24 protein-coding genes and 1 pseudogene are annotated in these 25,473 nt (G+C 71.6%); 10 read left to right on the top strand and 15 right to left on the bottom strand.

Features of this window, described 5'->3' with window-relative positions; all coding sequences use genetic code 11:
- The first annotated feature begins 47 nt into the window (after positions 1-47).
- Positions 48-398 carry a hypothetical protein gene (locus AB0J72_RS13760; protein ID WP_363398430.1) on the top strand — a complete coding sequence of 117 codons (351 nt, stop codon included), beginning with the start codon at positions 48-50 and terminating at the stop codon, positions 396-398.
- A complete protein-coding gene (locus tag AB0J72_RS13765; RefSeq protein WP_363398432.1) occupies positions 395-1,765 on the top strand; it encodes a glycosyltransferase in 1,371 nt (456 codons plus the stop codon). The genes AB0J72_RS13760 and AB0J72_RS13765 overlap by 4 nt, the downstream gene beginning before the upstream one ends.
- A 332-nt stretch (positions 1,766-2,097) precedes the next feature.
- On the opposite strand, the gene AB0J72_RS13770 is transcribed toward AB0J72_RS13765, so the two are convergent.
- The 3 genes from AB0J72_RS13770 to AB0J72_RS13780 form a co-directional block, all read right to left on the bottom strand.
- The gene (locus tag AB0J72_RS13770; protein ID WP_363398434.1) at positions 2,098-2,886 is read right to left on the bottom strand and encodes an arylamine N-acetyltransferase; all 789 of its coding nucleotides are present in this window, start codon (positions 2,884-2,886) and stop codon (positions 2,098-2,100) included.
- Between the two features lie 20 nt (positions 2,887-2,906).
- Positions 2,907-3,878: a transmembrane transport protein gene (locus tag AB0J72_RS13775; RefSeq protein ID WP_363398436.1), complete on the bottom strand. Its 972-nt coding sequence runs from the start codon at positions 3,876-3,878 to the stop codon at positions 2,907-2,909.
- A gap of 109 nt (positions 3,879-3,987) precedes the next feature.
- The gene (locus tag AB0J72_RS13780) at positions 3,988-4,830 is read right to left on the bottom strand and encodes an ABC transporter ATP-binding protein (RefSeq protein ID WP_363398438.1); all 843 of its coding nucleotides are present in this window, start codon (positions 4,828-4,830) and stop codon (positions 3,988-3,990) included.
- Between the two features lie 109 nt (positions 4,831-4,939).
- Between AB0J72_RS13780 and AB0J72_RS13785 the strand changes: the two genes are divergently transcribed.
- Positions 4,940-6,526: a histidine kinase gene (locus tag AB0J72_RS13785; RefSeq protein WP_363398440.1), complete on the top strand. Its 1,587-nt coding sequence runs from the start codon at positions 4,940-4,942 to the stop codon at positions 6,524-6,526.
- Positions 6,523-7,197: a response regulator transcription factor gene (locus AB0J72_RS13790; protein ID WP_363398442.1), complete on the top strand. Its 675-nt coding sequence runs from the start codon at positions 6,523-6,525 to the stop codon at positions 7,195-7,197. The genes AB0J72_RS13785 and AB0J72_RS13790 overlap by 4 nt, the downstream gene beginning before the upstream one ends.
- 335 nt (positions 7,198-7,532) lie before the next feature.
- Here AB0J72_RS13790 and AB0J72_RS13795 read toward each other — a convergent pair whose 3' ends face one another.
- Positions 7,533-8,273: a class I SAM-dependent methyltransferase gene (locus tag AB0J72_RS13795; protein WP_363398444.1), complete on the bottom strand. Its 741-nt coding sequence runs from the start codon at positions 8,271-8,273 to the stop codon at positions 7,533-7,535.
- An 88-nt stretch (positions 8,274-8,361) separates the two neighbouring features.
- Here AB0J72_RS13795 and AB0J72_RS13800 point away from each other — a divergent pair, with 88 nt between their 5' ends.
- Complete coding sequence (locus AB0J72_RS13800) at positions 8,362-9,261, top strand: hypothetical protein (RefSeq protein WP_363398446.1); 900 nt, start codon at positions 8,362-8,364, stop codon at positions 9,259-9,261.
- Between the two features lie 85 nt (positions 9,262-9,346).
- Positions 9,347-9,925, top strand: coding sequence for a DUF4142 domain-containing protein (locus tag AB0J72_RS13805; RefSeq protein ID WP_363398448.1), 579 nt, complete (start codon positions 9,347-9,349; stop codon positions 9,923-9,925).
- A gap of 147 nt (positions 9,926-10,072) precedes the next feature.
- Here the strand turns inward: AB0J72_RS13805 and AB0J72_RS13810 are convergent, their stop codons facing one another.
- Complete coding sequence (locus AB0J72_RS13810; protein WP_363398450.1) at positions 10,073-10,879, bottom strand: helix-turn-helix transcriptional regulator; 807 nt, start codon at positions 10,877-10,879, stop codon at positions 10,073-10,075.
- Between the two features lie 44 nt (positions 10,880-10,923).
- Here AB0J72_RS13810 and AB0J72_RS13815 point away from each other — a divergent pair, with 44 nt between their 5' ends.
- Positions 10,924-11,478 carry a class I SAM-dependent methyltransferase gene (locus tag AB0J72_RS13815; RefSeq protein WP_363398452.1) on the top strand — a complete coding sequence of 185 codons (555 nt, stop codon included), beginning with the start codon at positions 10,924-10,926 and terminating at the stop codon, positions 11,476-11,478.
- 9 nt (positions 11,479-11,487) lie between these two features.
- Here AB0J72_RS13815 and AB0J72_RS13820 read toward each other — a convergent pair whose 3' ends face one another.
- Entirely contained in the window at positions 11,488-12,342 is an 855-nt protein-coding gene (locus tag AB0J72_RS13820; protein WP_363398454.1) for a carbohydrate-binding protein, read from the bottom strand.
- Positions 12,343-12,687: 345 nt separating this feature from the next.
- Between AB0J72_RS13820 and AB0J72_RS13825 the strand changes: the two genes are divergently transcribed.
- Together AB0J72_RS13825 and AB0J72_RS13830 are read left to right on the top strand one after the other, a co-directional pair.
- Positions 12,688-15,462: a ricin-type beta-trefoil lectin domain protein gene (locus AB0J72_RS13825; protein ID WP_363398456.1), complete on the top strand. Its 2,775-nt coding sequence runs from the start codon at positions 12,688-12,690 to the stop codon at positions 15,460-15,462.
- An 11-nt stretch (positions 15,463-15,473) separates the two neighbouring features.
- Positions 15,474-16,577, top strand: coding sequence for a lectin (locus AB0J72_RS13830; protein ID WP_363398458.1), 1,104 nt, complete (start codon positions 15,474-15,476; stop codon positions 16,575-16,577).
- 55 nt (positions 16,578-16,632) lie between these two features.
- Here AB0J72_RS13830 and AB0J72_RS13835 read toward each other — a convergent pair whose 3' ends face one another.
- Positions 16,633-18,696: a PQQ-dependent sugar dehydrogenase gene (locus AB0J72_RS13835; protein ID WP_363398460.1), complete on the bottom strand. Its 2,064-nt coding sequence runs from the start codon at positions 18,694-18,696 to the stop codon at positions 16,633-16,635.
- 172 nt (positions 18,697-18,868) lie between these two features.
- On the opposite strand from AB0J72_RS13835, the gene AB0J72_RS13840 reads away from it, so the two are divergent.
- On the top strand, positions 18,869-19,144 hold the full coding sequence (locus AB0J72_RS13840; RefSeq protein ID WP_363398462.1) for a hypothetical protein: 276 nt from the start codon (positions 18,869-18,871) through the stop codon (positions 19,142-19,144).
- Between the two features lie 19 nt (positions 19,145-19,163).
- Here AB0J72_RS13840 and AB0J72_RS13845 read toward each other — a convergent pair whose 3' ends face one another.
- The 8 genes and pseudogenes from AB0J72_RS13845 to AB0J72_RS13880 all read right to left on the bottom strand — a co-directional run bounded on the left by AB0J72_RS13845 (position 19,164) and on the right by AB0J72_RS13880 (position 25,445).
- A complete protein-coding gene (locus tag AB0J72_RS13845; RefSeq protein WP_363398464.1) occupies positions 19,164-19,424 on the bottom strand; it encodes a hypothetical protein in 261 nt (86 codons plus the stop codon).
- 52 nt (positions 19,425-19,476) lie between these two features.
- Positions 19,477-19,605: pseudogene (locus tag AB0J72_RS13850) on the bottom strand (SDR family NAD(P)-dependent oxidoreductase); the annotation flags it as partial.
- Positions 19,602-20,468, bottom strand: coding sequence for an NmrA family NAD(P)-binding protein (locus tag AB0J72_RS13855; RefSeq protein WP_363398466.1), 867 nt, complete (start codon positions 20,466-20,468; stop codon positions 19,602-19,604). The gene AB0J72_RS13855 and the pseudogene AB0J72_RS13850, both read right to left, overlap by 4 nt.
- 25 nt (positions 20,469-20,493) lie before the next feature.
- Positions 20,494-21,606, bottom strand: coding sequence for an amidohydrolase family protein (locus AB0J72_RS13860; protein ID WP_363398468.1), 1,113 nt, complete (start codon positions 21,604-21,606; stop codon positions 20,494-20,496).
- The gene (locus AB0J72_RS13865) at positions 21,603-22,496 is read right to left on the bottom strand and encodes an alpha/beta hydrolase (RefSeq protein WP_363398470.1); all 894 of its coding nucleotides are present in this window, start codon (positions 22,494-22,496) and stop codon (positions 21,603-21,605) included. Before AB0J72_RS13865 ends, AB0J72_RS13860 begins: the two co-directional genes overlap by 4 nt.
- A complete protein-coding gene (locus AB0J72_RS13870; RefSeq protein ID WP_363398472.1) occupies positions 22,493-24,091 on the bottom strand; it encodes an FAD-dependent monooxygenase in 1,599 nt (532 codons plus the stop codon). The genes AB0J72_RS13865 and AB0J72_RS13870 overlap by 4 nt, the downstream gene beginning before the upstream one ends.
- Positions 24,088-24,945, bottom strand: coding sequence for an NAD(P)H-binding protein (locus AB0J72_RS13875; protein WP_363398474.1), 858 nt, complete (start codon positions 24,943-24,945; stop codon positions 24,088-24,090). Before AB0J72_RS13875 ends, AB0J72_RS13870 begins: the two co-directional genes overlap by 4 nt.
- Positions 24,945-25,445, bottom strand: coding sequence for a nuclear transport factor 2 family protein (locus AB0J72_RS13880; protein WP_344510508.1), 501 nt, complete (start codon positions 25,443-25,445; stop codon positions 24,945-24,947). Before AB0J72_RS13880 ends, AB0J72_RS13875 begins: the two co-directional genes overlap by 1 nt.
- Between the last annotated feature and the right edge of the window lie 28 nt (positions 25,446-25,473).

The raw sequence follows: 25,473 nt of genomic DNA on the forward strand, positions 1-25,473 counted from the left end.
CGGTCAGCCACTTCGGGCGGATTGTCGCGGGGGCCGGGACTGAAGTCGTGTTGCTCGTCGCCCTCGCCATCACCACGGCCGCGGCGGTGTCCTTCTTCGCGTGGGCGTGCCGGGGGTACGCGGGGATCTGGTTGTTCGCGACGGCCGTGAGCCTGACCGCCGCGGTGCTGTTCCTGCTGCCGGCCTGGACGCTGCTGTTCCGCACCGGCGCCGTGCTCGACCAGCTGACGCTGTGGTTCGCCCGGCTGTCGGCGGGCATGCCGATCCTGGCCGCGGTCCTCGCCATCATCGGCGAGCTCAACTGCGCCGGCGGTGCGCTCATCGCCAGCGGCCTGTTCGGCGCCATCGTGTCGGTGCTGACCCTGAGCCGCCGCATCGCGTTCCGTCGCAGCCGGTGAGCGGTCATCTGCCGGTGGCCGCGCTGGTCGTCGCGGTGACGTTCGCGGCCACCGGGCTGCGCAAGCTCGCCGACCCGCTCGGCGCCCGGCGTGACCTGGCCGCGCTCGGCGTGGCGGCCCGGGCGACCGCCGCGGTGACGGCCGGCCTGACCCTCGGCGAACTCGCGGTCGCGGCCGGCCTGCTCACCGACGCGGGCACAACATGGACGGCCGCCGTCGCGCTCGCATGCCTCGCGGTGCCCGCAGGCGCGGCGGCGGTCCAACTGGCCCGCGACCAGGCGACGGCCGCCGCGGTCTCGGCGGTGGTCCGGGCGCATCTGATCGGCGTCCTCGCGGGCGTCGTGTGGTACCTCGGCCGGCATGGCCAGCACCATCCCCTGCGCTCCTGGCTCGCCGGACTCGGGCCGGGCCAACTCCTCGCCGTCACGGCCGGCGCCGTGCTGCTGGCCCTGCTCGCCTCGGGCGTCCGCCGTGCACCACGCACCCGGGCGTCGGAGGCGGCAGTCGTACACCCGCCGAAAACGGAACACGAGTGGGGTGCGGCGCTCGTCCGGCCGGGCCCGGCGCTGACGATCGGCATGGCGACCTACGACGACTTCGACGGCGTCTACTTCACGCTGCAGGCGCTACGGTTGTACCAGGACCTGGACGACACCGAACTGCTGGTCGTCGACAACTTCGGCTGCCGGCGCACCGAGGAGTTCGTCCGCGACTGGGCCGGCGGCCGCTACGTGAAGGCCACGGACACGGTCGGCACGGCGGCCGCGAAGGACCTCGTGTTCCGCCACGCGACCGGCGCGGCCGTCCTGTGCTGCGACTCCCACGTGCTGTTCGAGCCCGGCGTCGTCCGGCGCCTGAAGCAGTGGCACCGCGACCATCCAGACAGCGCCGACCTGCTGCAGGGCCCGCTGGTGTACGACGACGGCACCCACCTCTCGAGCCACTTCGCACCGGTCTGGCGCGAACAGATGTGGGGCGTCTGGGCCACCGACCCACGGGCCCTCGACCCCGACGGCGAGCCGTTCGAGATCCTGATGCAGGGCCTGGGCGCCTTCAGCTGCCGTACCGCCGCCTGGCCCGGTTTCCACCCTGGCTTCCGCGGCCTCGGCGGCGAGGAGGGCTACCTGCACGAGAAGTTCCGCCAGGCAGGCCACCGCTGCCTGTGCCTACCCTGGCTACGCTGGATGCACCGGTTCGGCCGCCCACGCGGCGCGCCGTACCCGCTGACGATCGAGGACAAGCTGCGCAACTACGTACTCGGCCACGCCGAGCTGGGCCTGGACCTCGCGCCGGTCCTGGCCCACTTCAGCCAGTTCCTGCCCGCCGACCGCGTCCAGAAGCTGGCCAGCCAGGCGCTCCTCGACTGATCTCCGAACCTCGGCCTCCTTGCCCGTGTCCCGCAGCCCCCTCTTCGGTCTTTTTCATCGCGTCCCGTAGCCGTCCACGGACTCAGTCACCGCGTCCCGCAGCCCTTATACGGTCTCCCTTATCGCTTCCCGCAGCCCCCTCCACGGACTCCTTGACCGCGTCCCGCGGCCCTCTACGGTCTCCTTCACCGCGCCCCGCAGCCCCCCACGGACTCCTTCACCGCGCCCCGCGGCACCCGCTACGGCCTCCTTGACCGCATGCCGCGGCACCCTCCACAGTGGAGACCAGGCGGTCCTGGCGCCGGGCACGGTGCCGGGCATGCTCGGCCGACTCAGCCGCGCACGCCGACCACCGGCACGGTATCCAGCCTGATGCCGAACGTGTCGCGATACACCGCCAGCACCTCGGCGTCATCCTCCAGAACGCGCTCCGTGCGCTCACCCCCGCCACCGTGATCACCATTCCCACCAACGGGCGCGGTCGTGGTGATCAGGTTGCGCCCACTGAGCGTGACCCGGCCGGTGTCCGTCACGATCGAACAGGTCAGCTGCCGCGTGAAGTGCGACGCCGGCGACGTCCGGTGCCACCAGCTCAGCGGCGTGAAGTCGCTCAGCTCGTACGGCCGCTGATCCAGCATGTACTCCCATGTTCCGTCACCGCGGACCGCCAGGTCGGCCCCGTCGGGCAGCACCTCGAAGACACCCGCCGGGTCGACCTGCGGACCGGTGACGTCCATCCGCAACGGGTGCTGGGCGAACCTGCCGAACCCGACGTCCACCAGATACGGCGCGTCCAGCTGCACCCGCAGCGCCATGTGATCCAACGGCACCCCGAACCGCTCACCCGTCCACACCCGGCACGAGTGCAACGTCACCTCGTACCCGAGCGACGCCAGCAACGCCGCGAACGCGCCATTGAGCTCGTAGCAGAACCCACCGCGCCGCCGATCGACGACCTTCGCGACGAGCGCGGCGGACTCCAGCACGATCTCTTCCCCGAGGTGCACGCTCAGGTTCTCGAACGGCACCGCCATCAGGTGCGCCCGCTGCAACACCCGCAGCGCGGCCAGGTCGGCGACGGCGGGCCGTGCCACGCCGATCCGCTCCAGGTAGGAGTCCATCGCGCCAGCCTACGTCGCCGTCACGCGACCCTGATCCGCCACAGCGCGAGCGCAGCGAGCAGGAGGGCCGCTGTCACGTACAGCAGCGACTCCAGCCACTGGAAGCGCCAGTAGCGTTCACCAGGGTGATAGGCGACCTCGACATGCAGGTCCAGAGCGGCGAGGCACTGCGCCATGACGTCGAACTGCCCCGACAGGCAGCCGTTGTACCGATCGAGCCCGACCACCTTGCCGTCCGCGGTCAGCAGCCGGCTGTTCGACACGATCCAGGTGTTCGGCGCGCTGAGCCCCTCGACGTCCGCGTCCTGACCGAGGAAGCTCAGGTTCCGGATGACCTCCGCGGACATGACCTGCGACCCGTGCACCGGTGCCGCGAGGTGCGGCCGTGCCACGATCGGCATCGCGATCTGCACCGCCGCGAACAGCAGCGCCGTCAACGCCATCGCCGGCACCGTGCGCCGCAACAACAGCCCGCACAGCGCACCCAGCACCACGCCGCAGCACGTGTACGCGACCGGCACCAGGTTACGCGTGCCGAACATGACCGCGTCGAACCGATCCGCGGCGACCGCGTCGTAGGGACTCGCCGCCCACGTCAACAGCAGACTGAACGCCCCGGTCACCGCCGCTGCCGCGACGCACACCACGCCCAAGCGGACGACCAGCCAACGGCGACGGGTCACACTCTGGTTCCAGACGAGCCGGTGCGTGCCCGACTCCAGCTCCCGGGCGACGAGCGGCGCGCCCCAGAACATGCCGAGCAGCGCAGGCGTCACGACCAGCAACGCGGCCAGAAGATTCAACCGCCCCTCGAACCGCGACTGAAACTCCCGCAACGCCGATCCACACGCATCCCCGCACGCCGCGACCGCGTCGTGGTGCCCGTCTCGGATCTGCACCCCGAGCACGATCAGGTACACGGCGAGCACTGCGACCGCACCCCCCGTCACCAGCAGCTGCGCACGGAGCTGCCGCCACGCGAGCCACGTCATCGCGCACCGCCCTGCGGATCGGTGAGATGGAGCTGCCGCCCTACATGCCACGTCAGTGGCGCACCGCCCTGCGGATCGGTGAGACGGAGCTGCCGCCATGCGAGCCACGTCATCGCGCACCGTCCTGCAGATAGGCGAGCACGAGCTCCTCCAGCCGCACAGGCCCAGCGGCCGACGCTCCCTCCGGTCGCGCGCCGTGGAGACCGTCACCGGCGGGCAGCGGTCCACGCACGACCGCGCCATGCACCACGTCAGCGCCCAGCGGTGGAGCCGGCGCCCTGTGGTGAGCGTCCAAGAGCTCAGTGACGTCGCCCGCCAGCTGCACCCTGCCGCCCGCGAGGACGATCAGGTGGTCGCAGACCCGCTCGACGTCCGACAGCAGGTGCGACGACAAGATCGCGGTCGCACCGAGCTCGGTCACCGACTCGATCAGCGTGCGCAGGAACCCCTCCCTCGCGAGCGGGTCGAGTGCTGCGACGGGCTCGTCGAGAATGAGCAGCTCAGGCCGCTTCGCGGCCGCGACGGTCAACGCCAGTTGGGCCCGCTGCCCGCCGGACAACCGGCCGGCGCGTTGCTTCTCGTCGAGGCCGAGCGCCGCCACGCGCCGCTGCGCGAACGCGGCGTCCCAGCCCGGGTTGAGGCGCGCCCCGAGGCGCAGGTGGTCGGCGACGGTCAAGGTCGCATAGACAGGCGTGTCCTGGGCGACGAACCCGACCCGGTCCAGCCGCGCCCCGGGCCGCGCCCCGAGCACCTGGACGGTCCCCGACGTCGGCGCGATCAGCCCGCACGCGAGCTGCAGCAGCGTCGACTTGCCGGCGCCGTTGGGCCCGACGAGCCCGACGATCCGCCCGGGCGGCACCCGCAGCGTGCACTCGGCGAGGGCGGTCCGTCGCCCGTAACGTCTCGTGAGGCCCTCGGTCTCCAGGGCCGGCGGTGGTGCTGAAGTGAACATGCGCCAATCGTCGTCACGTCGCGGCGGCGGCACATCAGTCCGAGGAAGGGTCCGCAGAACCCTACTTTTGACCGGTACGGCCCGTCCGTGACACTCCTAGGCTGGTGCCGTGAAGCTCGCGGGGAACATCGGTCTCGCCGCCGCGCTCGCCATCGTGGTGACGGGCACGGCGGTTGCCATCGCGGCCAGTTGGGGTGGCGCATACTTCCTGCCAGGCGCGCTCGCCGGCACGCTGGCCGGCGTCGCTGCGCTGCTGCGGCACCGTGGCAGGTTGCGAGCGGCGGTGGCCGGCCTGACGGTCGCGGTGGTGGCCGTGTCGGCCGCGCTGATCGCGGGGCTGCCCGCGGAGCCAGGGCCCGCCGTGTCCTTGGCGCTCGCGGTGCTGGTGGGCTCCGTGACCCGCGTCGAGCCGTTGCGGGCCGCTGCCTGGATCGCCGCGGCGAGTCTCGCCGTCATCGCCGTGGGCGCGTTCGCCCACCCCGGCGAGTCCGGCGCGTTCGCAGTGACCATGTTCGGCGCGCTCGCGTGGGCCGCCGGCCTGCTCATCGGGGTCGGGCTGCGACTGCTCGACGCGCGTCGGCTCGCGGCCGTGGAGGCGGTCCGCCGCGACGAACGGCTCACCATCGCCAGGGAGCTGCACGACGTCGTCGCCCACTACGTCACGGGCATCGTCGTGCAGGCGCAGGCGGCGCAGTTGGTGGCCCGACGGGACCCGGTGAAGGCGGGAAAGACGTTCGCCGACATCGAGGCCGCCGGCGCCGAGGCGCTCGCCGCGGTCCGCCGGGTGGTCGGGGTGCTCCGCGACGACGCGGGCGACGGAGCGGACGGCTGGGACGTTTCGGTGGGGCAGGAGCGGATCGCCGACCTCGTCTGGCGGTTCGAGCGGATCGGTCCACCGGTCCACCTCGAGCTGCCGGCGGACGAGGATCGGTGGCCGGTGGAGGTGGCCGGTGCGGTCCACCGGGTCGTGCAGGAATCACTGACCAACGTGGCCCGTCACGCCGCCCACGCGCGCTCGGTCACCGTCGTGCTGTCCGAGTCAGAGGGGACGGTGATGGTCCGCGTCGCCGACGACGGTGAGGGCGCCCCACCACCGGCCCACAGTGGATACGGAATCGTCGGCATGCGTGAGCGGGTCGAGGCCCTCGGCGGCACGCTCTCCGCGGGTCCTGCTCCCGGCGGGGGATGGCAGGTGCAGGGCACCCTACCGCTGCCCGGCCACGCGGTGGCATTGCTGCACAGGCCGTCGTCCGCGCCATCGTCAGGGCCACTGTCGTCTGGAGCGTCGTCCTCGCCATCGTCGGGGTCGGCGTCGTCTGGGAGGTCGTCCGCGTCGCCGCCAGGGTCGCCGTCGTCTGGACCGCCGTCCGTGTCACCGCCGGAGTCGGCGCCGTCTGGGGCGTCGTCTGCGTCGCCGCCGGGCGCGCCGGCCGATGGGTCGTCAGGGTCGTCTGGGCGGTCTGTTGAGTCGTCAGGTGTTGTGCCGCCAGGGTCGTTGGGTGAGTCGATGTCCGTGCCGTCGGCTGGGTCGTCCGACGAGTTGTCGGCAGGGCTATCGGCCGGGTCGGAGTCCGGGTTGTCCGCTGGAAGCACGGCTGAGGTGCCGCCAGGTGAGTCGGCGGAGGGGTTGCGTTCAGGGGCGTTGGGCGAATGGCCGGGTCGGTCATTGCCGGGTTCGTTGCCAGGGTCACGATGACGATTCGGGTGTTGATCGCTGATGATCAGGCGCTGATCCGTAGCGGCCTGCGGCTTATTCTTGAGGACCAGCCGGATATCGAAGTCATTGCGGAAGCCGCCGATGGGCTCACCGCGATTGACGTGGCTCGTCGGTTGCGGCCTGATGTGTCGCTTGTGGACGTTCGGATGCCTGGTGCCGATGGCGTGGAGGTGACCAGGGCGCTTGCCGGGCCGGGTGTCGCGGACCCGTTGCGGGTCATTGTGGTGACCACGTTCGACATCGACGAGTACGTATACGGGGCGTTGCGTGGTGGGGCTACCGGGTTCTTGCTGAAGGATGCAGGGCCGGCGCTGCTCGTTGAGGCGGTTCGGGCCGCGCATGCCGGTGATGCGCTCATCTCGCCGTCGGTGACGGTGCGGCTATTGCGGCGGATGGCGGTGCCGGTGGCAACGGGCAGCGCGAAGCCGTTGACGGACCGGGAGACGGATGTGGTGCGGTCGATCGCTCGGGGACGCACGAATCTGGAGGTCGCCAGTGAGCTGTTCATTTCGCTGAGCACCGTCAAGGGTCACGTGTCGGGCATTCAGACCAAGTTGGGGCTGCGTAACCGGGTCGAGATTGCCGCTTGGGCGTGGGAGAACGGCGTCGTCACCGGTCCCGGAGGAGGTCGAGAGGTCGGCGGTGGCTGATCGGCAGGCGGGGCAGTGTGCACCGCGACGGGCGGTGACGGGCTGGCAGGCGGCGGGCGTCCCGAGGGTGGTGATGGGGCGGCGGTGGGTCCGTTGGATGTGGGCGTGGGCGGGCGGCTCAGTGGTGATGGTGGCGGATCGGTGGGTGGGGCGGCTCAGTGGTGATGGTGGCGGGTCGGCGGGTGGGGCGGCTCAGGCGTGACGATGGCGGATCGGCGGGTGGGGCGGCCCAGTGGTGACGGTGGCGGATCGGCGGGCGGCGCGGGGGTGGCGTGCGTGTGCAAGGGCGGTGGCGGACCAGTAGGCAGGGGGCGTGGGCGTCGAGGGGGACGTGGTCAGAGGTCGGCGATGACGAGGCGGTAGCCGCCGTCGAAGTCGGGTTGTGACAGGAGGTGGTGGTAGCGGGTGTGCCAGGTGCCGGAGGTGAGGTCGGCGGCGAGGCGGTTGAGGCCCGGTTGCAAGGTGGCGGGGTCGAGCTGGGACAGCATGGACATGCCGGCGCGGACGAGGGGGTTCAGGTAGGCGTCGGGGCGGCGCCAGAAGGCCACGCCGAAGCCGTCGGCGCAGTCGTGGGGGACGTGGACCGGTTCGATGCGGGCGCCGCCGAGGAGGTCGGCGAGGTGCGCGGGTGGGACGGCGCGGGTGTCGTCGAGGGCGGCGGCTTCGGGCAGGTAGTCCTTGACGAGCCAGAACTCGCGGGTCACGGACTGGTCCCAGGTGAGGATGACGACGCGGTGGCGGGCGGTGCGGCGCAGCTCGGCGAGGCCGACGGTGAGGTCGGTCCAGTGGTGCACGGTGAGCACGGCCATGACGGCGTCGACGGCGTTGTCGGCGATGGGGAGCGCCTCCGCGCGGGCCCGGACGACGGGGGCGGAGCAGGATGGGCGTTGGTCGATCATGACCTGGCTGGGTTCCACGGCGAGGACGGTCTGCGGCGGCTCGTAGGCGCCGGTGCCAGCGCCCACGTTCAGCACCGACTGGGCGTCGCCGAGGGCGGCGGCGATGCGGGCGCCGATGCGGGGGTCGGGGCGGCGGGTCGCGGTGTACGTGGTGCCGATGCTGTCGTAGACCGTCATCTCCGCAGTATGCAAGACGTGCGGAGTGGCCGACTGCCGGCGAAGTGCGGCGGGACGTCAGGAACGGGCGTCGGTAGGATCGGCTGCCGTGTCGACGGTGCGGCGGGCTGAGGTGCTCATCGCGCTGACGGCGGTGCGGGACGTCGAGGGGTTCGAGCTGGAGCTTGCCGCTCGTACGCTCGCGGCGGGGTGGGGTGGTGACGTCCGGCAGTTGCTGGAGGCGACCGCAGGCGTCATGGCGTTGCGGGGAGGTGCGGACGACACCGATCCGGTCCTGCTCGCGGGGCGGTATCCGCAGCTCGGGTACCTGCTCGCGGTCGAGCGGGCACTGGCGGAGCGGGGCGTTGGTGTGCTGAGCCGGGAGTTGGAGCGGCCGCCGCTCGATCTGCGTGGGCGGCTGGTGGTCGATCTGGCCAGGGCGGTCGGGGCGCACCCGAGGGCACGCGGGTTCGCTGTCGAGTGGAGTAGCGGGTGCGGATGGTCGACGGTGATCGACACGCTGCCCCAGGAAGACCAGGAAGACCAGGAAGACCAAGAAGACCAGGAAAGCCAGGAAGACCGGCGAACAGTGCACTGGTTCGACGGGGTGCTGCCCGAGCCGGCAAGCGTGGCGGACGGGATCGTCCGGCACCTTGACGGGGACCTGGCGGTGCCGGGGCGGAAGGCTTGGCGGTACAGCGGACGGCAGCTGCTCGACGGGCTCGGTGCGTATCCGGTGACGGCAGGGGCCGACGGGGTGCCGACCGTGTGCAGCAGCGATGCCGAATGGCGGCTGGAGCACTTCCAGCGGCGGTTGCTCTGGTACGAGCCGCCGCCCCTCCCACGCGTCGGCGACGAGCTAAACCTCCCGGGGGTGCCGGGCGAGCGGCGGACCGTGGTGGCGGTGCTGCCGCAGCGGGCCGGCGACGAGGACCTCTACTGGGTGCGGCTCGCGGGGCACGACTTCCCGATCAGCTGGGACGCCGTCTGGCGGCATCTGACTGATTGAAGTTGCACCCGTACTGAGCGTTAGCGGCGTCGTGGGTTGGAAAGGGGTACATGAGACAACGCCGCCAACATTGGAGGTCAATGCCATGCGTGCCGCACTCATCCGGCTCTGTGCCCTGCCCGCCGCCGTCGCGCTCGCCGCCACCGGGGCCGCGGCCCCGGCGTCCGCCGCAGGGGGACGGGTCTCCGCGCAGGACCGGGCGTTCGTCGCGGCGGCCGGGCACGGGGGCGCGTTCGAGGTCGCCGCCGGCCGGATGGCCGCGCAGCAGGCGCACGACAAGGGGGTGCGCGCCTTCGGCAACCGGATGGTCGCGGACCATACGAAGGCGGGCGCGGAGCTGACCGCGCTGGGGAAGGAGCTGGGCCTGGAGGTGCCGGACACGCCGAGCGAGGAGCAGGACGCGATCCTGACGCTGTTCGGGACCACGACCGGGCCGGTGTTCGACTGCTCGTACGCGCCGGTCGAGTACTTCGACCACGTGGCGGCGATCGGGGCGTTCGAGAAGGAGGCGGATCAGGGGCGCAACGCGAAGCTGAAGACGTTCGCGCGGAAGGCGCTGCCGCTGCTGCGCGAGCACCAGACGATGATCGCCGACACGCTCACCGACGTCCGGTGTACCGCGCCCGTGCCGCTCCCGACACCCATCCCGATCCCCGGCGACTGAGGCCCGAACCAGAAGGGCGACTGAGGCCCGGACCAGAGGGCGACTACAGCCCGGATCAGAGGGTGACTGAGGCCCAGATCAGAGCGCGACTGCGGCGCGGATCGAAAGGCGACTGCGGCGCGGATCAGAAGGTGACTGAGGCGCGGATCAGAGGCTGAAGTAGGCGCCCGGGGAGACGCCGAACGCCTGCCGGAACGCGGCGATGAACGCGCTCGGTGAGCGGTAGCCGACCCGTCGCGCCACCACCGCGACCGGCGTGCCGGTGGCGAGCAGGGACAGGGCCGCGCGGAGCCGGACGTTGGTGCGCCAGCGGCCGAAGCTCATCCCCGTGCCGTCGGTGAACAGCCGCGCCAGGGTCCGGGCGCTCGCGCCGGCGTGCCGGGCCCAGCCGTCGAGGTCGCGCCCGTCGGAAGGGCGGGCGACGACCGCCTCGGCGACCAGGAGCGCCCGCGGATCGGCGGGCATCGGCACGTCGATCGTCGCGACCCCGGCCGGCTGCAGGAGATCCAGCAGCACCGCCTCGGCCCGCCGCCGCGCGGCCTCAGAGAACCGCACGGGCCCAGCGAACGCGGGATCCGAAGCCAAAGCCGAAGCGGCAGAGGAAGCCGAAGCGGCAGCGGGAAGCGGCGGGAACGTCGCGAGGTGCGCGGCCAGCTCCCGCAGCAACGGCGTGACCACGACGACGGTCGGGGTGTGGAAGCCGCGCGGGGCCCGGTCCACATAGACGGCCCGGGCCACCGCCGGCCCGCCTTCCAGGGCGTGCGGCGTGCCCGCCGGGATCCACAGCGCCCGCGTCGCCGGCAGCACCCAGACCCCGCCGGGCGCGGTGACGCTGACGACCCCCTTCGCCGCCCACGTCAGCTGGTGCGTGGCGTGGCGGTGCACGGGGAACCTGGTGCCGGCCGCGAGCTGGAAGTCCCGCGCGACGATCACCGGATGGCCGGAACTCGACATCGGTTGGCAGTGTAGCGGCGGGCGGCCATCGTACCGTCGCAACCATGAACGGCATCCACAACGTCCTGTGCCGCTCCGCCCGCTGGGGCAGGACCGTCGAGCGCCGACTGCTGCCGTGGGCCCTCAACGGCGTTCCCCTGCGCGGTCGGGTGCTGGAGATCGGGCCGGGGTTCGGCGCGACGACCCGCGTCCTGGCGCGCGCCTGCACGGACCTGACCGCGGTGGAGATCGACCCGCGGCACGTGGCGCGGCTGCGGGCGACGTTCGGCAACGTCGTGCGGGGCGACGGGACGGACCTGCCGTTCCCGGACGGCAGCTTCGACACCGTGGTGTGCTTCACGATGCTGCACCACGTGCCGTCGCGCGAGCTGCAGGACCGGCTGTTCGCCGAGGCGTGCCGGGTGCTGACGGCGGGCGGCGTGTTCGCCGGCAGCGACAGCCTCGTGAGCCGTCGCTTCCGGCTGCTGCACCTCGGCGACGTCATGGTGCCCGTCGACCCCGCGACCCTCCCGGAAAGGCTGCGCCGGGCCGGTTTTCCCGACCCGGCCGTCAGCACCGGCGGCCCCTCCCTGCGATTCCGTGCCGCGAAGCACCCATGAATCCAACAGTCAGAGGCGTTGCCACAGGGCCGGCACGTTCGGGGGCTCCCAGCCGGGCTGCGCGGTGTGCCCCTGCAGGCAGCGGTACGCCACCCCGGCGTAGGTGACCTGGGCGCCGGCGACGTACGCCTGACCGGCGGCCCACGTCCCGCCGGGGGTCGACGGAGGCGTGGTGGGAGGCGTGGTCGGCGGGGTGGTCGGCGGCACGCCCGGCACGTCGAGCACGAAGTCGAACGTCGCCTCCCGGCCGCCGCTGACGGACCGGACGGTCATCAGCAGCCGCGGGTCGTAGAGGCTGTCGGTTGAGTTGCGCGGCTCGCCCGGGAAGTACAGCTGCGTGGTGAGGATCGGCTGGCCGGGCGCCTGCACCTTCACGTGGATGTGCCGCGTCCGCCCCGGGTAGAGCCCCGGCACGATCGTGGTGAGGCTGAACGCCCCCTGCCCGTTGGTGTACTGGTGCCCGCGCAGCCGGTATCCCGCGTTGTCGTACGCGCCGGCGCTGTCCGCCTGCCAGAAATCCAACAGCGCGTTGGCGACGGGGCTGCACGAGGTACCGAAGACGTAACCGGACACCGTGAGCCGGGTGCCGGGCAGTCCGGCCGCGATCGCGGTCCGCTGCGGCGAGTTGGGCTTGAAGTAGGGGCCTTCCATCTGCGGCGGCGTCTCGTCGTCGCCGTCGTCGCACATCGGCGTCGGTGCCAGGCTCACCTGGTCGGTGTCCCGGGCGAGCGCGGGCACCCCCGCGAGCAGGATCGGCACCGGCGCGGCGACGAGCGCGGCGCGCAGCAGCTGCTTGCGGGTCAGAGCGGGTCCGCCAGGACGGTTCTCGTCCAGGGCGGCGTCGTCGTCGTGCTGGCCTGTCATTGCCGGCTCCTCGGTTCGCTGGTCGGCCCGCTCGTAACGGGCCCGACCGCGACACTAGGCAAGGCGATCGTCACTGGTCGATGGACGTAACACCGCGATCATGGTGCATTTGCGACGGCACGCATTCTGTAAAGAATTCACCTGACCGGACACCTCTGAACGCCTGTTTCAGGAAAGCTGTCGGATTGAAACTGACAAATCAACCGATTGGCAAGAGCTTCGATCGGCGTGATTGACAAAACGACGGCAATCGAGCACGCTCCAACACATTCCACCAAACCCGCGCATCCGGGTGGTGGGGCACCGCCCGCCAGCGGTGAGCGTCCCGATCGAAGGAGATCCGCCATGGCCTTCGCGGCCCGAAGACTCCGTCCCCTCGCCATCGTGGCCGCGGCCTCGCTCGCCGCGACCCTCACCTACGTCGTGGCCGCACCGCCGGCGAGTGCGGCCACGACCACCATCAACGTCAACGGCGGCATCGTCGGCCGCACGTTCGACGGCGTCGGCGCCATCAGCGGTGGCGGCGGCAACTCCCGCCTGCTCATCGACTACCCGGAGCCGCAACGCAGCCAGATCCTCGACTACCTGTTCAAGCCGAACTACGGCGCCCAGGTGCAGCTGCTCAAGCTGGAGATCGGCGGCGACGCCAACTCCACCGACGGCGCCGAACCGAGCCACCAGCACGTCCGCGGCGACGTGAACTGCAACGCCGGCTACGAGTTCTGGCTCGGCGAGCAGGCCGTCGCCAGAAACCCGAACATCAAGCTCGTCGCGCTGCCGTGGGCGGCGCCGGGCTGGATCGGCGGCGGCAACTTCTGGTCCCAGGACATGATCGACTACGACATCTCGTGGTTGAACTGCGCCAAGGGCCACGGACTGGCCATCAATTACATCGGTGGTTGGAATGAGCGCGGGCACGACAGCGGCTGGTACAAGAATCTCCGCACCGCGCTGAACGGCGCCGGCTACCAAGGCGTGCAGATCGTCGGCGACGACAGCGGCTGGGGCATGGCCGACGAGTTCGGCGACGCCGCGCTGAAGAACGCCGTCGGCGTGCTCGGCAACCACTACGTGTGCGGCTACCTGTCCCAGGCGGACTCGTGCAGCACGACGGCCAACGCCCGATCGAGCGGCAAACCGTTGTGGGCCAGCGAGTTCGGCTCGCAGGACGACAACGACGGCGTCGTGCCCTACATCCGCACCGTCAACCGCGGCTACCTCGACGCCGAGATCTCCGGCTACATGAACTGGCCGCTGATCGCCGCCATCACCCCGAACCTGCCCTACGCGACGGTCGGCCTCATGGACGCCGGGTCGCCGTGGTCCGGCGCGTACCGCGTGGGCAGGAACCTGTGGGCGAACGCGCACTACGGCCAGTTCACCGCGCCGGGCTGGAAGTACCTCAACAGCTCCGCCAGCGGCTACCTCGGCGGCAACCGGGCCAACGGCAGCTACGTGTCGCTGAAGTCGCCGAACAACAGCGACTACTCCACCATCTACGAGACCAGCGGAACGACGTCGACGCAGACCGTCAACGTGACCGTGTCCGGCGGGCTGAGCACCGGCACGGTGCGGGTGTGGTCGACCGACATGGGCTCGTCGAACCCGGCGTCGTGGTTCGTCCGGCAGGCCGACATCAACCCGGTCAACGGCTCGTACAGCCTCACCATGCAACCGAACCGGATCTACACCCTGACGACCACGTCCGGGCAGGGCAAGGGCACCGCGACCAGCCCGGCGACCGGCGGGTTGAACCTGCCCTACAGCGACAACTTCGACGGCTACGGCACGCGGAAGTCGCCGCGGTACTTCGAGGACATGCAGGGCTCGTTCGAGACCCGCGCGTGCGCCGCGGGGCGCGCCGGCACATGCCTGCAGCAGGTCGCGCCGACCCGGCCGATCAACTGGCAGGACGACAGCGACGCGTTCACCCTCGCCGGCGACCCGTCCTGGTCCAACTACACGGTCAGCCTGGACGTGAACCTGCAACAGGCCGGCACCGTCACGCTGCTCGGCCGGGCCGGCGTGCAGAAGCGGCCGCAGCGCAACCAGTCCGCGTACCAGCTGCGGATCGGCGACACGGGTGCCTGGTCGATCGCGAAGAACTCCACCGGCGGCGTCCTGACCACCCTCGCGTCCGGCACCCGCGCCGCGCTGGGCCTCAACACCTGGCACAACCTGAAGCTCGGCTTCAGCGGCAACCAGATCACCGCCACCGCCGACGGCGCCACGCTCGGCACCGTCACCGACCGGTCGTTCGTGTCCGGACAGGTCGGCGTCGGGGTCGTCGGCTACCAGACCGACCAGTTCGACAACCTGAGCGTCACCCGCAACGCCGACGGCAACCTCGGCGGCGTCCTCAAGGGACAGGAGTCCGGCCTCTGCGTCGACGTCCCGGGCGCCGGCACCACCAACGGCACCGCCGTCAACCTGTGGAACTGCAACGGCGGCGCCAACCAGAGCTGGAGCCTGACGCCGTCGCGGCAGCTGCAGGTGTACGGCACCAAGTGCCTCGACGTGAACGGCGGCGGGACCGCGGACGGGACCGTCGTGCAGATCTACGACTGCAACGGCTCCGGCGCGCAGCAGTGGACGGTGAACGCGGACGGCAGCGTCGTCAACACCGGCTCCGGCAAGTGCCTGGACGCGACCGGTCACGGCACCACCAACGGCACCGGGCTCGTCATCTGGGGCTGCAACGGCGGCGCCAACCAGCGGTGGGCGCGCGCCGACGGCGACGGCGTCCTGCGCGGCACGGAGTCCGGCAAGTGCGTCGACGTGCCCGGCATCAGCCAGGCCAACGGCACGCGGCCGGCGCTGTGGGACTGCAACGGCGGCACCAACCAGGCGTGGACGTCGACGACCACCAACGCGTTGAAGGTCTACGACACGAAGTGCCTGGAGGCCGCCGGCGGCGGGACCGCCGACAGCACCCCCGTGCAGATCTACGACTGCAACGGCACCGCCGGCCAGCAGTGGCAGGTCCGCGGCGACGGCGCGGTCATCAACGTGGGCTCCGGCAAGTGCCTCGACGTCGTCGGCCACGGCACCGCCAACAACACCCAGCTCGTCATCTGGCCCTGCAACGGCGCCGCCAACCAGAAGTTCACCCGTTCATGAGGAGGACCGCCATGCTCCGCAAGCGCATCACCATCGGGCTCTCGCTCGTCCTCGCCGGCGCCATGACGCTGGTGGCACCGGCCGCCGCACACGCGGAATCCAACGGCGGCGTGCGGGTCATGCCGCTCGGCGACTCGATCACCGACGGCGCCAACGTCCCCGGCGGATACCGGATCGGCCTGTGGCAGCGGCTCGCGAACGCGGGCGTCGCCACGGACTTCGTCGGCTCCGGCTTCAACGGCCCCGCGTCGCTCGGCGACCACGACCACGAGGGCCACTCCGGCTGGCGCATCGACCAGCTCGACGCCGACATCACCGGCTGGATCCAGGCCGCGAGCCCGCGCACGGTCCTGCTGCACATCGGCACCAACGACATCGGCCAGAACTACGACGTGCCGAACGCGCCGGCCCGCCTGTCGGCGCTCATCGACAAGATCCGGCTGAACGCGCCGCAGGCGCACATCTTCGTCGCCCAGATCACGCCGCTGGCCAACACCGCCAACGAGGCGAAGGTGAACACCTTCAACGCCGCGATCCCCGGGATCGTGGCGCAGAAGGGCCCGCTGACGCACGTCGTCGACATGCACACCGGGTTCACGGTCGCCGGCGACATCGCCGACGGCATCCACCCCAACGCCGCCGGCTACGACAAGATGGCCGCGCGCTGGTTCGCGGCGCTGCAGGCGGCGTCCGGCAGCCTCGGCACGTTGACGTCCCCGCCGGTCGGCGGCGCCGCGCTGCTGTCCAACCCGCAGGCGAAGCGCTGCCTCGACGTGACCGGCGGCGACACCGCGGCCGGCACCCAGACCCTGATCTGGGACTGCCACGGCGCCGCCAACCAGCGCTGGACCCGCACCAGTTCCGGGGAGCTGCGGGTGTACGGCGACCGCTGCCTCGACGTGAACGCCAACGGCACGGCCAACGGGACCAGGATCACGATCTGGACCTGCAACGGCGGCGCGAACCAGCGCTTCACGTTCACCGCCGGCGGCACCATCGTCGGGGTGGGGTCCGGCAAGTGCGTCGACGTGAACGGCGGCGGCACCGCCAACGGCACCCTTGTGCAGCTGTGGGAGTGCAACGGCAGCGCCGCGCAGGTGTGGTCGGCCCGCTGAGCACCAAGCGCAACGGCCCGCCCGACGAGGGCGGGCCGTTGCGCTCAGAGAACCATCAGGCGCCGAGCGCGACGTGGAAGAGCTTCTCGTTGCTGTTGTTCGGGATGCTGTCCTTGTCGCCGGTGGTGCTGGTGGTCAGCCACAGGCCGCCGTCCGGCGCCGGTTCGACGGTGCGGAGCCGGCCGTACGTGCCGTTGAAGTACGCCTGCACGTTCGTCAGCGAGGTGCCGCTGATGACCGCCCGGTACATGCGGGTGCCGCGCTCGCAGGCGATGTACAGCACGTCCCGGACGATCGCGATGCCGGAGCAGGAGCCCTCCGCCGTCGGGTACGTGCGCTTCGGCGCGATGTACCCGGCGGTGCCGCACGTGCCGCTGGTGCCCTCGCACGCCGGCCAGCCGTAGTTGCCGCCCTTCTGGATGAGGTTGGTCTCGTCCATGATCGCGTTGCCGAACTCCTGCTCCCACAGCCGGCCCTGCGAGTCGAACGCGAGCCCCTGGGGGTTGCGGTGCCCGTAGCTCCAGACGTAGTTGCCGAACGGGTTGTCCGACGGCACGGTGCCGTCCGGGTTGAGCCGCAGCACCTTGCCGTTGAGGCTGTTGAGGTTCTGCGCGTTGTCGCCGTTCTGCGCGTCGCCGGTGCTGGCGTAGAGCTTGCCGTCGGGGCCGAACCGCAGCCGGCCGCCGTCGTGGAACTTGTTGCGCAGGATGCCGCTGAGCAGGATCTGCTCGCTGCCGGTGTTCAGGGTGCCGTTCTCGTACCTGATCCGCACGATCCGGTTGTCCGACGGCGACGTGTGCATGATGTACAGCCAGTGGTCGCCGGCGTAGTTCGCCGAGATCGCGAGCCCGAGCAGGCCGCCCTCGCCATCGGTGTTCTGCACGTTGGGCACGGTGCCGATGCTGCTCTTCGCGCCGGTGGTGGGGTTGAGGTGGACGATGTCGTGCGCGTCGCGCCGGGTGTAGAGGATCGTGCCGTCCGGGAGGGTGACCAGCCCCCACGGGATGTCGGTGTCGGTGCCGATCTGCGTGACGGCGCAGACCGAGCTGCCGCACGCCGCGCCCGTGGTGACGGTGGCGGTGTTGCTGCGCGGCGACACGTTGCCCTGCGCGTCGCGGGCGACGACCTGGTAGGCGTAGGCCCGGTTGGCGGCCAGGGCGCTGTCGATGAACGTGGTGGCGGGGGTGGTGGTGCCGGTCCCCGTGATCGTGCCGACCTTCGCGTTGTCGCGGTAGATGTCGTACGCGCGGACCTGGATGTTGTCGGTGGCGGCGGTCCACCGCAGGGTCACCGTCGTGCCGGAGGCGGACCCGGTGAGCCCGGTCGGCGCGGTCGGCGGCGTGGTGTCGGCCTGGCACTGCGGCGGCGTGATCGGCACCGTGGTGCTGGCCTGCGAGACGTTGCCGGCGGCGTCGCGGGCGTTGACGTACAGGCCCCAGGTGACCCCGGGCACGACGGTGAGGTCGGTGGACAGCGTGGTCACCGACTTCATCAGCTGGCCGTCGTGGAAGACGTCGTAGAACGCGACGCCCACGTTGTCGGTGGACGCGTTCCAGGAGAACGTGACGGCGTCGCAGACGAGGTTGCTGACCCGGGGGTTGCCGGGCACCGTCGGCGGCTGCGAGTCACCGGCCGCCGTCGTCCACCGCTGGTTGCTCTGCCCGTTGCAGGTCCACAGGGCGACCGGGGTGCTGTTGGCGGTGGCGGCGCCGGTCACGTCGAGGCACAGGCCCGACTCGACGCCGGTGATGGTGCCGTTGGTGTTGATCCGCCACTTCTGGTTGGCGCCGCCGTTGCAGGTGTAGATCTGCGCGGTCGCCGGGGCGGTGGTGTCGTGCCCGGCGACGTCCAGGCACTTGGGGGAGTCGTACACCCGCAGCTCCCCGGCGGCCGTGAAGGTCCACGCCTGGTTCGCCTGGCCGTTGCAGTCGTAGATGTTGACCAGGGCCTTGTCCGCCTGCGACTGGCCGACGACGTCGAGGCAGCGGCCGGAGGCGGCGCTGACGACGGTCGAGCCGGTCGCCGCCTCGGCCGGTGCCCTGACCGCGACGGTGACGACGGTGATCACGCCCGCGGCGGCGATCCCCGCCGCCAGCAGCCGTTTCGAGATGCGCATCATGCCTCCAATGCATTGATCAGTGCAAAGTGCGACAACTCCCATCGAAGAGCAAAAATAGGCGCGTGGCAACGTTGTCAGCGCGGCCCGGAGGAGCAATTAAGACGTATTTCAGGCCCCCCTCAAGTGGGCCTTCCGTGGACCCGGACGGCCGACGGCCGATACCGTCGACAGCATGGCCACCTACTCGGGACCCGCGACACTGATCCTCACCACCGGGGCGCGGGTCGCCGGCATGGCGTCGCTGAACACCAACAACCGCGGTGCGCCCGGCGGCTGGAGCGGCACGTTCCGCCCCAACGAGGTCAGCACGGAGGTGCGCGACGCGACCGGCGGGCAGATCGAGCTGCCGTACGAGCAGGTCGGCACGGTCGCCGTCACCGGCGTTCGGCGCCTCCTGGCGACCCAGGTGCTGATGTCGCTGACCGGCAGCGGCCCCGCCCCGTTCTGATCGAAAGCGGACACGCGATCTAGACGAGGCCGCCCATCAGGTCGTTGAACCGGGTGGTGAACCCGACCTCGTCGGGGCGCTGCGCGTCGCGGCGCTCCGCCGCCCGCCGCACGAGGATCTCGACCTCGTCGGTGGCGAGGACCGCCATGGTCTCGTCCAGGTAGTCCCGCAGCGGCATCGCCCGGGGGTCGGTCAGGTTCACGTCCATGAGGTGGGTCTGCGTGTAGGGCGGCGCGATCTCCAGCACCGACACCGAGGTGTCGCGCAGGCGGTACCGCAACGACAGCGTCGAGCCGCACCCACCGCATGCCGGGGTTCGCGGCGGCGGCCTCCTCCAGGGCGGCGACGCGCCGGCCGGCGACGATGACCGTGTTGCCGCGCCGGTGCAGCTCCTCCGCGAGCCCGCGGCCGATGCCGCTGCCGCCGCCGGTGATGAGGACGGTGTTGCCCGTGAGCTTCATGCGACTCCGTTCGCGTGCTTTCGCACGTACGCCTCGAAGGTGGTGGGCGGGCGGCCGAGCAGCCAGGTGAGCACGTTGGGGTTGCCGACGAAGTCGTGGCTGCTGTAGCGCTCGGTGATGGAGCGCAGCACCCGCAGCTGGTGGGTCACCTCGCGCGGGTCCGCGTCGCCGACCCACGCCTTCAGGTAGGTGTCGGCGTCGATCCGGCGCACCTCGACGGGCCGGCCGAGCACCCGGGAGATGATCTCGCCGAGCTCGTGCGCGGTGTACCGGCCGGGCCCGGCCAGCTCGTAGGTGGCGCCGTAGTGCCGCTCACCGTCGGCGAGGACGGTGCGCGCCACGTCGGTGACGTCGTCGAGGTCCACCATCGACTGGCGGCGCTCCAGGGACCACGACAGCTCGAACACGCCGCGGGAGAAGACCGGCTCGAGCTTCAGCGGCAGCATGTAGTTGGCCGGCTGGAGGATGGTGAACTCCAGCCCCGAGGACAGCAGGTGCTCCTCGACGTCGCGCTTGATCTCGTGCTGGACGAGGTCGGTGGTGATGGCGTGCAGCACCGAGCTGAAGACGAAGTGCCGCACGCCGGCGGCGCGGGCCGCGTCGACGACGGTGCGGCCCATCTCGCGCTCGCGCGGGTGCAGGGTCGGGCCGATGTGGTAGACCTGCTGCGCGCCGTGCACGGCCCGGGCCGCGACGGCCGGGTCGCTGACGTCGCCGACGACCACGTCCGGCACGCCCGTCTGGTGCAGCCGCCGGGCCGACCCGACGCTCCGCACGCACGCGCGGACCGGCAGCTTCGCGTCGAGCAGCTTGGGAATCAGCAGCCGCCCCTGGTTGCCGTTGGCGGCGGTGACCACGATCATGTCGGTGCCTTTCCGTCAGGGGAGGTCAGCGGACCCGCGCGCCGCCGATCCACACGCCGCGGATGTCGCGGGTCGCGGCGATGTCGGCGGTGGGGTCGCCGCCGACGAGCAGCAGGTCGGCGCGGCGGCCGGGGGCGATCACGCCGCGGTCGGCCAGGCCGAAGGTGTCCGCGGCGGCCGACGTGGCGCCGCGCAGCGACTCGGCCGGGGTGAGGCCGGCGTCCACGAGCCGCCGCAGCTCCTCGTGGATCGACTCGCCGTAGGGCACCTGGCAGGGCGTCTTGACGTTGTCGTTGCTGTCGGTGCCGACGAGCACCGTCATGCCCGCCTTCCGGAACGTCGACACGGTCGCGGTGGCGTGCTCGTACCGCATCCGCATCCCCGGCATCAGGGTGCCCAGCACCCGCATGATCAGCTTGCCGCCGATGTTGCGCACGACGCCGTCCATCATGGTCAGCGTCGGCACGATGACGACCCGGCGCCGGGCCAGCAGCGCCTCGAACGCGGCGTCCAGCTCGCTGGTCAGCGCCGTGTGCGTGACGATGTCGGCGCCGGCCCGGACGGCGACGGTGAGCGTGTCGGCGCTGACCACGTGCGCGATGGTCAGCAGGCCGGCGGCGTGCGCCGCCGCGACGACCGCGGCGACGGTCTCGGGGCTCAGCGCCTTCGTGCCGGGGATCTTCGGGTCCTCGACCGCGATCTTGATGTAGTCGGCGCCCTCGGCGACCCGGTCCGCGACGAACCGGGTCGCGTCCTGCGGCCCGGTCACGGTGCTGGACGGCCCGAACCCCATGTGCTTGACGAAGTGCGAGCCGGGCGCGTTGGCGAGGTTGCCGGCGATGCGGACGTCCGGCAGGCCCGGCAGGGCCTTGAGCCTGCCGGGGATGTTCGCGTCCCAGCACCCCATGTCGAGCGCGGTGGTGACGCCCCACCGGGCGGCCGCCTCCAGGTGCGCGACCTCGGTGACGTGGACGTGCGTGTCGATGAGCCCGGGCAGCAGCGCGGCTCCCCGGGCGTCGATCGTCTCCGCGGCCGCCGTTTCCGGTGGTGCGATGCGACCGTTCGCGATCACGACCGTGGTGGGGTCCCCCAGGCGCGACCCGTCGAACACCCGGGCGTTCAGCAACGCAGTGCTCAACTGGGGTCCTTGGCCACGCTGACCTCCAGGGCGAACGCGAGCTGGCTCAGCTGCAGGGCCGCGCCGGCGTTGTGGAAGTCGACGCAGTGCCCGGCGTTGAGCACGAGCCGCCCATCGACGACCGGCGCCGCCGTGAACGACGCGGCGTAGTCGGCGGCCTGGGCGGCGTCGGTGATCCACAGCGCGTCGAACTCGCCCTGCCGGGCGTGCACGGGCACGGTGACCTGGGCGTTGACCTCGCGTACCCGGGAGATCCAGCCGTTGTTGATGTCGATCAGCTCGGCCCGCGGCACGGACGTGTCGGAGCTGTGGCTCAGCTCGGGCATCGTCGTGTCGTGCGTCCAGGCCGGGCCGAACATGACGCTGTCCTTCATCGGGCCGGGCAGGTCGATCATCAGGATGTCGGGCAGTGCGTCGAACGCCATCCGCGGGCCGTCGGGCACCTGCAGCAGGCAGCCGGAGACGGCGATGCCGAGCAGCGGCCAGCTCGGCTGCCCGGCGGCGATGGCGGTGGTGACGGCGCCGCCGATGGAGTGGCCGATGACGAACACGCCGGCGTGGCCCTCGCCGTGCTGCTGCCACAGCTCGCCGATGACCTGGTCGAGGGCCTTCGCGTTGGCGAGGATGATCGACTCGCCGGGCTCCACGTGGGTGCTGCCGAGGTAGCCCGGGCGGTCGAGGGCGATGACCGGGACGCCGAGCGCGGCGGCCCGCTCCAGCAGCGAGTAGCCGGGGATGTCGAAGTACTCGGAGGTGTACGTGCCGCCGTGGATCGCGATGACGAGCGGCACCTGCGCGGCCGCGGCCGGCGTCTGCGGGGTGTTCCGGCGGCCCGTGACCGTCAGGCCGTCGGCGCTGGTGTGGGTGAAGGCAGTGGCGGTGGGTGTCATGGTTGGTGTCTCCATTCTCCGCGGATCGCCTCGTCGACGATCCGCTCGGCCTCGGCGTCCGGGACCGGACGGCCGATCCATGCGATGTGCTGGTCGGGGCGCACCAGCACCAGTCGTCCGCTGAAGAACGCGTCCAGTCCGAGCGAGGGGTCGTCGAGCACGGCCAGGGGGATGCCGTGCCGCTCGGCGTGGCGTATGAACGCGGCGGCGTGCCAGGCCGGGCCGATGATGGTGAGCTCGGGCCCGAGCCGGTCGAACAGGGACTGCCCGTCGGGCAGCCAGGTGTGGGGGAGCCGGTTGCCGGGGGCGGCCACCGGCAGGTAGTCGGATCCGTTGGTGGTCTGCACGTCGGCGTACTCGGTGTAGCCGACGCCGAGCACCAGGCCGTCGCTGTGGAACTCGGTGCGCTTCGCTGCCTGGATGACCGCGGCGGCCTCCTCGGTGGCGCCACCGCCGGTCAGGCCGGCCGCGGCGGCGAGGACCGCCGGCCCGCTCTTGCCGTTCTCCGCGGCGGCCGCGACGAACCGCTGCGCGACCGGGCGGCGCTCGGCCTCGTAGCTGTCCAGGAGCGCCTCCGGCGCCCACCCGTTGATGACGGCGGCGAGCTTCCAGCCGAGGTTGACCGCGTCGCCGATGCCGGTGTTGTACCCGTGGCCGCCCCACGGCGGGTTCTGGTGCGCGGCGTCGCCGGCGACGAACAGCCGCCCGCGGCGGAACCGGTCGGCGATCAGCGTCCGTGCCCGCCACGGGTCGGTCGCGATCACCTTGATCGGCAGCTCCCGGCCGAGCAGCCGGTGCACGAGCGCGGTGGCGTCGACCTCGTCCTCGTCTTCCTCCTCGTCGGCACGGTACGTGCTGATCGCCCACCACGTGCCGTTCAGGTCGAGACGGCCGACGAGGCCCGGGGCGGAAGGGTCCACGACCCAGTACTGGACGGCGTTGCCGTGCGGGATCAGGTCGCCGAGCTCGGCGCACTCGAACGTGATGCTGACGTTCGGGCGGGGGAGGCTGGAGCCCTCGTACACCGCGCCCATCGCGGTCCGGACGGCGCTGCGCGGCCCGTCGGCGCCGACGACGTAGTCCGCCTCGACGGTCGACGTGGTGCCGTCCGCGTCCTCGAGCGTCACCACCACCGTGCTGCCGCGCTCGTCGAACGCGACGGCCCGCCGGCCCAGCAGGAGCGTCGCGTGGCTCTCCGGGCGGCCGAGGGCGTCGCGCATCGCCTGCTCGACGATCGGCTGTGCCACCTGCTGGCCCGGCTCGGCGGCGACGTCGGTGCCGGCGAGGGCGAGCCCGAGCGTGCCGGTCAGCCGGGTCACCTCGCGGCCGGTGACCGACATGCAGAAGACGATGTCCTTGGACCACTCGACGTGCAGCGGGGCGCGCTGCCGGACGGTGTCGGCGAGGCCCCACCGGCGGAACAGCTCCATCGTGCGCGCCGACGTCGTCTTCGCGCGGGGGCGCAGGTAGGAGACGTGCTCCCGGGGCTCGACGACCACCGACGCGACGCCGTGATGGTCCAGCTCCATCGCCGTGGCCAGCCCGACCGGCCCGCCGCCGACGACCAGCACGCTGGTCCTCAGGTGCCCGCTCATGCGGCGGTCGCGTGCGACACGGCCAGCTCCTGGAGGTAGTCCTCCACGGTGCGGGGTGCGCGGCCGAGTACCCGTTCGACGTCCGGCGTCACGAACTCCGACTGCCCATCGCGGAACAGCTGGTACATCTCCTGGAAGTGCTCGGCCTCCCACCGCGCGGTGCCCCGCTCCAGCAGCGAGGCGCGCACGTCGGCGGGGGTGATGTCGACGGTCTCGGCGCCGAGCAGACCGGCGATCTCGCGGTACGTGACCGCGCGCCCGCCGGTGAGCACGACGGTCTGCCCGGTCCAGCGGTCCTCGGCGAGCAGCTCCGCGCAGACGTCGCCGACGTCGCGCGTGTCGACCAGGCTGATGCCGGCGTCGCCGATGGCGTTGGGGATGCGCCCGGTCGCGCGCACGGCCGGCATCATGATCGTGCCGATCAGCGTCTGCATGTAGCCGTTGGGGCGCGCGATCGTGAACGGCTGCCCGCTGTTGACGAGCACCTGCTCGATCTCCCAGTGCTGGCGGCAGGTGTACGGGCCGTCGGGGTTGATCGCGGTGCTGGTGCCGGACAGCTTGACGATCCGCACCGGCAGGCGGCGCAGCGCGCGGATGATGCGCAGCTGCAGGTCGGCCATGTCGTGGTCGTGGCCGCTGAGCAGGAAGACCGCGTCGACGCCGGCCGCGGCGGTCACGACCGTGTCGTCGTCGCCGGGGTCGCCCTCGACGACCTGGCAGCCGGGCGGCAGGACCACGGCGGCGCGGGCGGCGGCGCGGGTGAGGACGCGCACGACGTCGTCGCCGCGGCGCAGCAGCGCCCTGGCGACGTGCGGACCGACGTTGCCGGTCGCGCCGATGAGCAGGACGGCCATCAGTCGAACACCGTTACCTTCGCGTCGGCCGGGATGTCGTCGTTGACCCGGTCGGTGTCGTCCGCGCGGCGCCACAACTCGTAGCCGTTCTCCCGGCAGATCTTCCCGTCGCGCATCTGGAACGCGTGGATCAGCCGCATGCTGCACCGGGTCCCGGGCGGGAACGGGCAGTTGCGGAACCCGTCGGTCTTCACCGTGATCTCGAAGATGCTGTCGTCGAAGACCCACTCCTCGGTCGCGAACCGGTAGAGGTTGGTGATCCTGTGGACGTGCATGGCGTCGAAGATCTTCAGGTACTCGGCCTTGACCTCGGCCTTGTCCTTGAGCAGGAGGCCGCGGGCGGGGACCTCCCAGATGATGTCGTCGGTGTAGACCGCGATGGCGAGGTCGATGCCCTCGGGGTTCTCGTTGTGGAAGTGCTGGTCCACGGTCGCGTTGTTCCGGGCGATGATCGCCTCGCGGATCAGCTCGGGGGACCCGGCGTCCATCTCTACAGACATGGGGCAACTCCATCCTGTGGCGGCGCTA

The sequence above is a fragment of the Dactylosporangium sp. NPDC049742 genome (assembly GCF_040674675.1).
In the GTDB taxonomy this organism is placed as follows: domain Bacteria; phylum Actinomycetota; class Actinomycetes; order Mycobacteriales; family Micromonosporaceae; genus Dactylosporangium; species Dactylosporangium maewongense.